This window comes from Pseudomonas sp. USTB-Z (genome assembly GCF_019691255.1).
In the GTDB taxonomy this organism is placed as follows: domain Bacteria; phylum Pseudomonadota; class Gammaproteobacteria; order Pseudomonadales; family Pseudomonadaceae; genus Aquipseudomonas; species Aquipseudomonas alloputida.
The window spans coordinates 163,019-173,626 of record NZ_JAECZP010000012.1; the positions used below are offsets into that span (position 1 = coordinate 163,019).

At 63.2% G+C, this 10,608-nt stretch carries 9 protein-coding genes; all 9 read left to right on the forward strand.

Annotation, left to right across the window (positions count from 1 at the left end):
• Positions 1-2 precede the first annotated feature (2 nt).
• The 9 genes from murD (at position 3) to lpxC (ending at position 10,451) form a co-directional block, all read left to right on the forward strand.
• Entirely contained in the window at positions 3-1,349 is a 1,347-nt protein-coding gene (gene murD, locus I8746_RS15965; protein ID WP_003251854.1) for a UDP-N-acetylmuramoyl-L-alanine--D-glutamate ligase, read from the forward strand.
• Positions 1,346-2,560: a putative lipid II flippase FtsW gene (ftsW, locus tag I8746_RS15970; protein WP_003251856.1), complete on the forward strand. Its 1,215-nt coding sequence runs from the start codon at positions 1,346-1,348 to the stop codon at positions 2,558-2,560. The genes murD and ftsW overlap by 4 nt, the downstream gene beginning before the upstream one ends.
• Positions 2,550-3,629 carry an undecaprenyldiphospho-muramoylpentapeptide beta-N-acetylglucosaminyltransferase gene (gene murG, locus I8746_RS15975; RefSeq protein WP_003251858.1) on the forward strand — a complete coding sequence of 360 codons (1,080 nt, stop codon included), beginning with the start codon at positions 2,550-2,552 and terminating at the stop codon, positions 3,627-3,629. Before ftsW ends, murG begins: the two co-directional genes overlap by 11 nt.
• Complete coding sequence (gene murC, locus I8746_RS15980) at positions 3,622-5,070, forward strand: UDP-N-acetylmuramate--L-alanine ligase (RefSeq protein WP_003251860.1); 1,449 nt, start codon at positions 3,622-3,624, stop codon at positions 5,068-5,070. Before murG ends, murC begins: the two co-directional genes overlap by 8 nt.
• Positions 5,067-6,023, forward strand: coding sequence for a D-alanine--D-alanine ligase (locus tag I8746_RS15985; RefSeq protein ID WP_003251863.1), 957 nt, complete (start codon positions 5,067-5,069; stop codon positions 6,021-6,023). The genes murC and I8746_RS15985 overlap by 4 nt, the downstream gene beginning before the upstream one ends.
• A 5-nt stretch (positions 6,024-6,028) precedes the next feature.
• On the forward strand, positions 6,029-6,898 hold the full coding sequence (locus I8746_RS15990; RefSeq protein ID WP_003251865.1) for a cell division protein FtsQ/DivIB: 870 nt from the start codon (positions 6,029-6,031) through the stop codon (positions 6,896-6,898).
• Positions 6,899-6,912: 14 nt separating this feature from the next.
• The gene (ftsA, locus tag I8746_RS15995; protein ID WP_003251867.1) at positions 6,913-8,175 is read left to right on the forward strand and encodes a cell division protein FtsA; all 1,263 of its coding nucleotides are present in this window, start codon (positions 6,913-6,915) and stop codon (positions 8,173-8,175) included.
• A 55-nt stretch (positions 8,176-8,230) separates the two neighbouring features.
• Complete coding sequence (gene ftsZ, locus I8746_RS16000) at positions 8,231-9,427, forward strand: cell division protein FtsZ (RefSeq protein WP_003251871.1); 1,197 nt, start codon at positions 8,231-8,233, stop codon at positions 9,425-9,427.
• Between the two features lie 112 nt (positions 9,428-9,539).
• Entirely contained in the window at positions 9,540-10,451 is a 912-nt protein-coding gene (gene lpxC, locus I8746_RS16005) for a UDP-3-O-acyl-N-acetylglucosamine deacetylase (protein ID WP_003251873.1), read from the forward strand.
• Positions 10,452-10,608 lie beyond the last annotated feature (157 nt).

Genomic DNA, 10,608 nt, shown 5'->3' on the forward strand with positions numbered 1-10,608 from the left:
GCGTGTCTTTGATCGCTTCCGACCAATTCCGCATCGTTGTCGGCCTCGGCAAGAGCGGCATGTCCCTGGTTCGCTTCCTGGCGAGCCGGGGCATTGCCTTTGCGGTCGCCGATACCCGCGAGCAACCGCCGGAACTGGAAACCCTGCGCCGTGATTACCCGCAGGTGGAAGTGCGCTGTGGTGAACTGGATGTGGACTTCCTGTGCCGCGCCAACGAGTTGTACGTGAGCCCCGGTCTGGCCTTGGCCACGCCGGCCTTGCAGCAGGCGGCCGCGCGTGGCGTGAAGCTGTCTGGCGACATAGAGCTGTTTGCTCGCCATGCCAAGGCGCCGATCATTGCCATCAGCGGTTCCAACGCCAAGAGCACCGTCACGACGCTGGTCGGTGAAATGGCCGCCAAGGCCGGCAAACGCGTGGCCGTGGGCGGTAACCTCGGTACCCCGGCGCTCGACCTGCTGGCCGATGACATCGAGCTGTACGTGCTGGAGCTTTCCAGCTTCCAGCTGGAAACCACTGACCAGCTCAACGCCGAAGTGGCGACTGTTCTGAACATCAGCGAAGACCACATGGACCGCTATAGCGGCCTTCCGGCCTACCACCTGGCCAAGCACCGGATTTTCCGCGGTGCCCGCCAGGTTGTGGTCAACCGCCAGGACGCCCTGAGCCGGCCGCTGCCGGTGGAAGGCCGACCATGCTGGACCTTCGGCCTCAACTCGCCCGACTTCAAAGCGTTTGGCCTGCGTGAAGTGGACGGTGAAAAATACCTGGCGTTCGAGTTCCAGACGCTGATGCCGGCGCGTGAACTGAAGGTTCGCGGTGCTCACAACCAGAGCAACGCCCTGGCGGCGCTGGCCCTGGGGCATGCTGCCGGCCTGCCGTTCGAGCCCATGCTCGCGGCCCTGCGCGAGTTCGGTGGCCTGGCCCACCGGTGCCAGTGGGTACGCGAGCGTAATGGCGTGAACTGGTACGACGATTCCAAGGCCACCAACGTCGGTGCTGCCCTGGCCGCCATTGAAGGCCTGGGCGCCGATATCGAAGGCAAGTTGGTGCTGATCGCCGGTGGTGACGGCAAAGGAGCTGAATTCACTGCGCTGCGCGAGCCGGTCAAGCGTTTCTGCCGCGCCGTGGTATTGCTCGGCCGTGATGCCGAGCGCCTGGCCGAGGCCTTGGGCGATGCCGTGCCACTGGTTCGGGTCAAGACGCTTGACGATGCCGTACAGCAGTGTGCCGAGCTGGCCCAGGCCGGCGATGCCGTGCTGCTGTCGCCAGCATGCGCCAGCCTCGACATGTTCAAGAACTTCGAGGAACGGGGGCGTCTGTTCGCCCAGGCAGCGGGAGGTCTTGCATGATCTTCGGCATCTTCAAACCCTACCCGTCGCCGCTGATCAGCGGCCGTGGCGTCGACCTGGACTTCCCGATGCTTGCCGGTTGCCTGGCCTTGCTGGGTCTGGGCCTGGTGATGATCACTTCGGCCTCTTCGGAAGTGGCTGCTGTACAGTCCGGCAACCCGCTGTATCACATGTTCCGCCACCTGGTGTACGTGTTTCTCGGCCTGGTGGCCTGCGGTGCAACCATGCTGGTGCCGATCGCCACCTGGCAGCGCATGGGCTTCATGATGCTGCTTGGCGCCTTCGGCCTGCTGGTACTGGTGCTGGTGCCAGGTATCGGCCGTGAGGTTAACGGCTCCATGCGCTGGATCGGTTTCAGCTTCTTCAACGTGCAGCCTTCGGAAATCGCCAAGGTGTTCGTGGTTATTTACCTGGCCGGCTACCTGGTACGCCGACAGACCGAGGTGCGCGAAACCTGGATGGGCTTCTTCAAACCGTTCATCGTACTGCTGCCCATGGCCGCCTTGCTGCTGATGGAACCGGACTTCGGCGCCACGGTGGTGATGATGGGGGCGGCGGCGGCCATGTTGTTTCTGGGTGGGGTGGGGCTGTTCCGCTTCAGCCTGATGGTGGTGCTGGCGGTGCTGGCGGTATTTGTCCTGGTCCAGGCGCAGCCCTACCGGATGGCGCGCCTTATTACGTTCACCGACCCCTGGGCCGATCAGTTCGGCTCCGGCTACCAGCTGACCCAGGCACTGATCGCCTTCGGCCGTGGCGAGTGGCTGGGCGTTGGCCTGGGCAACAGCGTGCAGAAGCAGTTCTACCTGCCTGAAGCGCACACCGACTTCGTGTTCTCGGTTCTGGCGGAAGAACTGGGCGTGGTCGGCTCGCTGCTGACCGTCGCGCTGTTTGTGTTCGTCACCGTGCGCGCCCTGTACATCGGCCTGTGGGCCGAGAAGGCCAAACAGTTCTTTGCCGCCTACATGGCGTTCGGCCTGGCTTTCCTGTGGATTGGCCAGTTCCTGATCAACATCGGTGTGAACGTCGGCCTGCTGCCGACCAAGGGCCTGACCCTGCCGTTTCTCAGTTACGGGGGGAGCTCGCTGGTGATCTGCTGCGCCTGCGTAGGCCTGTTGCTGCGCATCGAGTGGGAAAGTCGCACGCATCTGGGCAGTGAGGAGCACGAATTCAGCGAAAGCGATTTTGCCGAGGAGACCAGTCATGGCCGCTGAAGGCAAAAATGTATTGATCATGGCCGGCGGCACCGGGGGGCACGTATTCCCGGCGCTGGCCTGCGCCCGTGAGTTCCAGAAGCGCGGTTACAGCGTGCACTGGTTGGGCACCCCGCGTGGCATCGAGAACGAGTTGGTGCCACAGGCGGGTTTGCCATTGCACCTGATTCAGGTCAGCGGCTTGCGCGGCAAGGGCAAGCTGTCGTTGCTCAAGGCGCCTTTCACGTTGGTCAAGGCCGTGCTGCAGGCACGGCGCATCATTCGCCAGCTCAAGCCCGTATGTGTCCTGGGCTTTGGCGGCTATGTGACCGGCCCCGGCGGCGTGGCCGCGCGGCTGTGCGGCGTGCCACTGGTGATCCATGAGCAGAACGCCAGGGCCGGTACCGCCAATCGGTTGCTGGTGCCACTCTCGGCGCGGGTCTGCGAAGCTTTCCCGAACACCTTCGAGGCCAGCGACAAGCGTCGCACCACCGGCAACCCGGTGCGCCCGGAACTCTTCATGGACGCGCAACGCGTGCCCTTGGGCGAGCGCCGCGCACGCCTGTTGGTGCTCGGTGGCAGCCTGGGTGCGGAACCATTGAACAAATTGTTGCCTAAGGCCCTGTCTGAAGTGCCCGCGGCGCTGCGGCCAGAGGTGTTCCACCAGGCAGGCAAGCAGCACGCACCGATCACCGCCGAGCGTTATCACGAGGTGGGCGTCGAGGCTCAGGTAGAGCCCTTCATCAACGACATGGCTCAAGCCTATGGCTGGGCCGACCTGGTGGTGTGCCGAGCCGGTGCCCTGACTGTCAGCGAGCTGGCGGCAGCAGGCCTGCCTTCGATGCTGGTGCCTTTGCCCCACGCGATCGACGATCACCAGACCCACAACGCCCAATATCTGGCCCGCGAAGGCGCTGCCTTCCTGATGCCACAAGCGACAACTGGCGCAGCGCAACTCGCTGAACGCCTGAACGAGGTGCTGATGCAACCCGAGAAACTCAACGTCATGGCTGGCACCGCACGGCGCCTGGCCAAACCTGCTGCAACCAGCACCGTGGTCGATATCTGCCTGGAGGTGGCCCATGGTTGAGAGCCAGAAAGCCATGCCCCAGCCGAAGATGGGCCGTATTCGCCGCATTCACTTCGTCGGCATCGGCGGCGTGGGCATGTGCGGTATTGCCGAAGTGTTGCTGAACCTGGGCTATGAAGTGTCCGGTTCGGACCTTAAAGCCTCGCCGGTGACCGAGCGCCTGGAGTCCTTTGGCGCTGAGATCTTCGTCGGCCACCGCGCCGAGAACGCTGCCACCGCCGATGTGTTGGTGGTGTCCAGCGCCATCAACCCGGCCAACCCGGAAGTTGCCACCGCACTGGAGCGGCGCATTCCGGTGGTGCCGCGTGCCGAGATGCTCGCCGAGCTGATGCGTTACCGCCATGGCGTGGCCGTTGCCGGTACTCACGGCAAGACCACCACGACCAGCCTGCTGGCTTCAGTGTTCGCCGCCGGTGGCCTGGACCCAACCTTCGTTATCGGTGGCCGTCTTACCGCTGCCGGTACCAATGCGCAGCTGGGCACCAGCCGCTACCTGATCGCTGAAGCAGACGAAAGCGATGCCAGCTTCCTGCACCTGCAGCCGATGGTCGCGGTTGTCACCAACATCGACGCCGACCACATGGCGACCTACGAAGGTGACTTCAACAAGCTGAAGAAAACCTTCGTCGAGTTCCTGCACAACCTGCCGTTCTATGGGCTGGCGGTGATGTGCCTGGACGACCCGGTGGTTCGCGAGATCCTGCCGCAGGTGAAGCGCCCGACCGTGACCTACGGCTTCAGCGAAGAGGCCGACATCCGCGCCATCAATGTGCGTCAGCAGGGCATGCAGACCCACTTCACCGTGCTGCGCCGTGATCGCGAGCCGTTGGAGGTTTCGGTGAACATGCCCGGCAACCACAACGTGCTCAACGCCCTGGCGACCATCGCCATCGCCACTGACGAAGGCATTACTGACGAGGCCATCGTCCAGGGCCTGTCCGGCTTCCAGGGTGTCGGTCGTCGCTTCCAGGTATACGGCGAGCTGCCGGTCGAAGGCGGCAGTGTGATGCTGGTTGACGACTACGGTCATCACCCCACCGAAGTGGCGGCGGTGATCAAGGCTGTGCGCGGTGGCTGGCCAAGCCGCCGCCTGGTGATCGTCTACCAGCCGCACCGCTACAGCCGCACCCGCGACCTGTACGACGATTTCGTCCAGGTGCTGGGCGATGCCAACGTGCTGCTGCTGATGGAGGTCTACCCGGCCGGCGAAGAGCCGATCCCCGGTGCCGACAGCCGTCAGCTGTGCCACAGCATCCGCCAGCGCGGCAAGCTGGACCCGATCTACATCGAGCGCGGCGTCGAGCTGGCACCGCTGGTCAAGCCACTGCTGCGCGCTGGCGACATTTTGATCTGTCAGGGTGCCGGTGATGTCGGCGGCCTGGCCCCGCAGTTGATGAAAAGCCCGCTGTTCGCAGGCGCCAAGCAGGAGAAGTCGAAATGACCAGCGCCTACGACAAGCTGCAGTCGACCCTGGACGTCAAGGCGTTCGGCCGCGTCGCCGTGCTGTACGGTGGCAAGAGCGCCGAGCGTGAGGTGTCGCTGAAATCTGGCGCCGCAGTGATCGATGCGCTGAGCACTGCCGGCGTCGACGTGGTTGGCATCGACGTCGGTGACGACCTGCTCGCACGCCTGCAGAGCGAGAAGATTGACCGCGCCTTCATCATCCTCCACGGCCGTGGCGGTGAAGACGGGAGCATGCAAGGTTTGCTGGAGTGCCTGGGCATCCCCTACACCGGCAGCGGCATCCTGGCTTCGGCGCTGGCGATGGACAAGCTGCGCACCAAGCAGGTGTGGCAGAGCCTGGGCATTCCCACGCCACGCCACGCGGTGCTGGCGAGCGAAAGCGATTGTTTGCAGGCCAGTACGGAACTGGGCTTCCCGCTTATCGTCAAACCCGCCCATGAAGGCTCTAGCATCGGCATGGCCAAGGTGAACAGCGCCCAGGAACTGGTCGCCGCCTGGCAGGACGCCGCCAAATACGATTCCCAGGTACTGGTGGAGCAGTGGATCCACGGTCCGGAGTTCACCATCGCGGTACTGCGCGGCCAGGTGCTGCCGCCGATCGCCCTGGGTACGCCGCACGTGTTCTACGACTACGACGCCAAGTACATCGCCAACGATACCCAGTACCGCATCCCGTGCGGGCTGGATAGCGTCAAGGAACAGGAACTGATCGACCTGACTGCGCGCGCCTGCGATGCCATTGGCATCGAAGGCTGGGGGCGGTTGGACGTGATGCAGGACGAGCAGGGCCAGTTCTGGCTGCTCGAAGTCAACACCGCACCAGGCATGACAGATCATAGCCTGGTGCCCATGGCGGCCCGCGCGGCTGGCCTGGACTTCCAGCAACTGGTGCTGGCAATCCTGGCCGAAAGCGTGGCGACGCGAGGTTAATAACCATGCAAGGCGCGATGATACGTCAGCAGCAACCCGTTACCGGCCGTAGCAAGCCGGTGCCGCGTGGTGCCAGCCGGCTGGTGGCCGACGAGCCCGTATCGGCGCGCCTGCCCCGGCCAAGCCTGGGCGGCCTCAAGCGCTTGCTGTGGCCGGTGTTGCTGGTGGCGGCCGGCTTTGGTGCCTACGAGGGCGCCATTCGCCTGATGCCGTACGCCGACCGCCCGATCACCAAGATCGATGTGCAGGGCGACCTCAGCTACATCAGCCAGCAGTCGGTGCAGCAGCGTATCGCGCCCTACGTGGCGGCGAGCTTCTTCAGCGTCGACCTGCCGGCGATGCGCGCCGAGCTCGAGCAGATGCCGTGGATCGCACACGCCGAAGTGCGCCGGGTGTGGCCCGACGAGGTGGTGATCCGCCTTGAAGAGCAGCTGCCGGTGGCACGCTGGGGGGACGCAGCCCTGCTCAACAACCAGGGTCAGGCTTTCACCCCGCGCGAGCTGGCCAACTATGAGCACCTGCCGCAGCTGGCCGGGCCGCAGCGTGCTCAGCAACAAGTCATGCAGCAGTATCAGGTATTGAGCCAGATGCTGCGCCCCCTGGGCTTTTCCATCGCTCGCCTGGAGCTGCGCGAGCGAGGCAGCTGGTTCCTGACCACCGGTGCGAGCAGTGCCGGGCCAGGCATCGAGTTGCTGCTGGGGCGCGATCATCTGGTGGAGAAGATGCGCCGTTTCATTGCCATTTACGACAAGACACTCAAAGACCAGATCACCACTATCGCCCGCATTGATCTGCGTTATTCCAACGGACTTGCCGTTGGTTGGCGGGAACCGATTGCACCGACGACGGCCCAACCCGCCGTTGCGAAGAATTAGAGAGAGGCAGGACCATGGCAAACGCGCATAGCGGCAAAATGATCGTCGGGCTGGACATTGGCACCTCCAAGGTGGTGGCGCTGGTGGGCGAAGTGGGCGAAGACGGCACCCTGGAAATCGTCGGGATCGGCACCCATCCGTCCCGTGGCCTGAAAAAAGGCGTGGTGGTGAACATCGAGTCCACCGTGCAGTCGATCCAGCGCGCCGTGGAAGAGGCGCAGCTGATGGCCGGCTGCCGTATCCACTCGGCGTTCGTCGGTGTGGCCGGTAATCACATCCGCAGCCTGAACTCCCACGGCATCGTTGCCATCCGTGACCGCGAGGTCAGCCTGGCCGACCTGGAGCGCGTACTCGACGCCGCCCAGGCCGTGGCGATTCCGGCCGACCAGCGCGTGCTGCACACCTTGCCGCAGGACTATGTGATCGACAACCAGGAAGGCGTGCGCGAGCCGCTGGGCATGTCTGGCGTGCGTCTGGAAGCCAAGGTTCACGTGGTCACTTGCGCCGTCAACGCCGCCCAGAACATCGAGAAGTGTGTGCGCCGCTGCGGCCTGGAAATCGACGACATCATCCTCGAACAGCTGGCTTCGGCCTATTCGGTGCTGACCGATGATGAAAAAGAACTGGGCGTGTGCCTGGTGGACATCGGTGGCGGCACCACCGACATCGCCATCTTCACCGAGGGCGCCATCCGCCACACGGCGGTCATCCCGATTGCAGGCGACCAAGTGACCAACGACATCGCCATGGCCCTGCGGACCCCGACCCAGTACGCCGAAGAAATCAAGATCCGCTACGCCTGTGCCTTGGCCAAACTGGCTGGCGCTGGCGAGACCATCAAGGTGCCAAGCGTGGGCGATCGCCCACCGCGCGAGCTGTCGCGCCAGGCCCTGGCCGAGGTGGTGGAGCCACGTTACGACGAGCTCTTTACCCTGATCCAGGCCGAACTGCGCCGCAGCGGCTACGAAGACCTGGTGCCCGCCGGCATCGTCCTCACTGGCGGCACCGCGAAGATGGAAGGCGCCGTGGAACTGGCCGAGGAAATCTTCCACATGCCGGTACGCCTGGGCGTGCCGCACAGCGTTCGGGGGCTGAGCGACGTGGTGCGCAACCCGATCTATTCCACCGGTGTGGGCTTGCTCACCTACGGCCTGCTGAAGCAGTCCGAGGATTTGGCCCTGACCGGTAACAGCAACAGCAGCAGCAACAGCTATGGCGATGAACCGAAGGCCCCAGTGCTTGAACGCTTCAAGAAGTGGGTCCAGGGCAACTTCTAAGTTTCAAAGCAGTAGTGGTAGGCGCAACAACTAGAGAACTGTAAGGAGAGGGAAAATGTTCGAGCTCGTAGACAACGTCCCGCAAAGTCCGGTCATCAAAGTGATCGGCGTTGGTGGTGGTGGCGGCAACGCCGTCAATCACATGGTCAAGAGCAGCATCGAAGGCGTGGAATTCATCTGCGCCAACACCGATGCCCAGGCGCTGAAAAACATTGGCGCGCGCACCATCCTGCAATTGGGCACGGGTGTGACCAAGGGCCTGGGTGCCGGTGCCAATCCGGAAGTCGGCCGTCAGGCCGCGCTGGAAGACCGTGAGCGCATCGCTGAAGTGCTGCAGGGCACCAACATGGTGTTCATCACCACCGGCATGGGTGGCGGCACCGGTACCGGTGCAGCGCCAATCATTGCCGAAGTGGCCAAGGAAATGGGTATCCTCACCGTTGCAGTGGTGACCCGTCCGTTCCCGTTCGAAGGCCGCAAGCGCATGCAGATCGCCGATGAAGGCATCCGCATGCTGGCTGAAAGCGTCGACTCGTTGATCACCATCCCCAACGAGAAGCTGCTGACCATCCTGGGCAAGGATGCCAGCCTGCTGTCTGCCTTCGCCAAGGCTGACGATGTACTGGCCGGTGCCGTACGCGGTATCTCCGACATCATCAAGCGCCCAGGCATGATCAACGTCGACTTCGCCGACGTGCGCACCGTGATGGGTGAAATGGGCATGGCCATGATGGGTACTGGCTGCGCCAGCGGCCCGAACCGTGCACGTGAAGCCACCGAGGCAGCTATCCGTAACCCGCTGCTGGAAGACGTCAACCTGCAGGGCGCCCGCGGTATCCTGGTGAACATCACCGCAGGCCCGGACCTGTCGCTGGGTGAGTACTCCGACGTGGGTAGCATCATCGAAGCCTTCGCCTCCGACCACGCGATGGTCAAGGTCGGCACCGTGATCGACCCGGACATGCGTGACGAACTGCACGTGACCGTGGTGGCCACTGGTCTGGGCGCACGCATCGAGAAGCCTGTGAAGGTGGTCGACAATACCCTGCAGACTGCCCAGCAGGCGTACGAAGCGTCCAATCCTGCGCCGGTGCGCCAGGAGCAGCCAGCGGTCAACTACCGTGACCTGGAGCGTCCGACCGTCATGCGCAACCAGGCGCATGCAGGTGCTGCCGCAGCCGCTAAACTGAACCCTCAGGATGACCTGGACTACCTCGATATCCCGGCATTCCTGCGTCGTCAGGCTGATTAATGGAATTTATCAGGGGTATAAAGGTGATTGGTATTCATCAAAGGTTGGGTCTGTTATCATCCCCAGCCTTTGTTGATACCTGTTCGCAATTTGCGCTGAAGCGGCCAATGCCATGATTAAACAACGCACCCTGAAGAATACCATCCGTGCCACAGGTGTCGGTCTGCACTCCGGGGAGAAGGTTTACCTGACCCTCAAGCCTGCACCTGTTGACACCGGCATCGTCTTCCGCCGCGCCGACCTCGACCCTGTGGTCGAGATCCCTGCGCGTGCGGCCAACGTCGGCGAGACAACCATGTCGACGACGTTGGTCAACGGTGACGTCAAGGTCGATACGGTCGAGCACCTGCTCTCCGCCATGGCGGGCCTGGGCATCGATAACGCCTACGTCGAGCTCTCCGCCTCGGAAGTGCCGATCATGGATGGCAGCGCCGGTCCTTTTGTATTCCTGATTCAGTCTGCCGGCCTGGAAGAACAGGACGCAGCCAAGAAGTTCATCCGCATCCTGCGTGAGGTAACCGTGGAAGAGGGCGACAAGCGCGCCACGTTCCTGCCTTTCGAAGGTTTCAAGGTGAGCTTCGAGATCGATTTCGATCACCCGGTGCTTCGCAACCGGACCCAGAGCGCCAGCGTCGACTTTTCCAGCACGTCGTTCGTGAAGGAAGTCAGCCGCGCGCGTACTTTTGGCTTCATGCGTGACATCGAGTACCTGCGCAAGCACAACCTTGCGTTGGGTGGCAGTGTCGAGAACGCCATCGTGGTCGATGAGGACGGCGTGCTCAACGAAGACGGCCTTCGTTACGAAGACGAATTCGTCAAGCACAAGATCCTCGACGCCATCGGCGATCTGTACCTGCTGGGCAACAGCCTGATCGGCGAGTTCAAGGGCTTCAAGTCCGGCCACGCGCTGAACAACCAGCTGTTGCGCAAGCTGATTGCTGAAACCGATGCCTGGGAAGTGGTCACTTTCGAAGATGCCAGCACGGCACCGATCTCGTACATGCGCCCTGTTGCGGCCGTGTAAGTTCGAACACTCTCTAGTTCATTAAGGCCACCTTCGGGTGGCCTTTTTTATGGTGCGCCAGGCATGGCGCGTTGCGCGATAGCGCAACCAGCTTGGCTGTGGTGGCCTCGCTGGTGACTTGGGGGTGAAAGTCCTCTACACACCCGGCAAGGGGAAG

What these genes read in the sequence shown, in the direction of transcription:
- ftsW (WP_003251856.1), top strand. Translation starts at nt 1,346, where the DNA reads ATGATCTTCGGCATCTTCAAACCCTACCCGTCGCCGCTGATCAGCGGC.
- murG (WP_003251858.1), top strand. Translation starts at nt 2,550, where the DNA reads ATGGCCGCTGAAGGCAAAAATGTATTGATCATGGCCGGCGGCACCGGG.
- murC (WP_003251860.1), top strand. Translation starts at nt 3,622, where the DNA reads ATGGTTGAGAGCCAGAAAGCCATGCCCCAGCCGAAGATGGGCCGTATT.
- I8746_RS15985 (WP_003251863.1), top strand. Translation starts at nt 5,067, where the DNA reads ATGACCAGCGCCTACGACAAGCTGCAGTCGACCCTGGACGTCAAGGCG.
- I8746_RS15990 (WP_003251865.1), top strand. Translation starts at nt 6,029, where the DNA reads ATGCAAGGCGCGATGATACGTCAGCAGCAACCCGTTACCGGCCGTAGC.
- ftsA (WP_003251867.1), top strand. Translation starts at nt 6,913, where the DNA reads ATGGCAAACGCGCATAGCGGCAAAATGATCGTCGGGCTGGACATTGGC.
- ftsZ (WP_003251871.1), top strand. Translation starts at nt 8,231, where the DNA reads ATGTTCGAGCTCGTAGACAACGTCCCGCAAAGTCCGGTCATCAAAGTG.
- lpxC (WP_003251873.1), top strand. Translation starts at nt 9,540, where the DNA reads ATGATTAAACAACGCACCCTGAAGAATACCATCCGTGCCACAGGTGTC.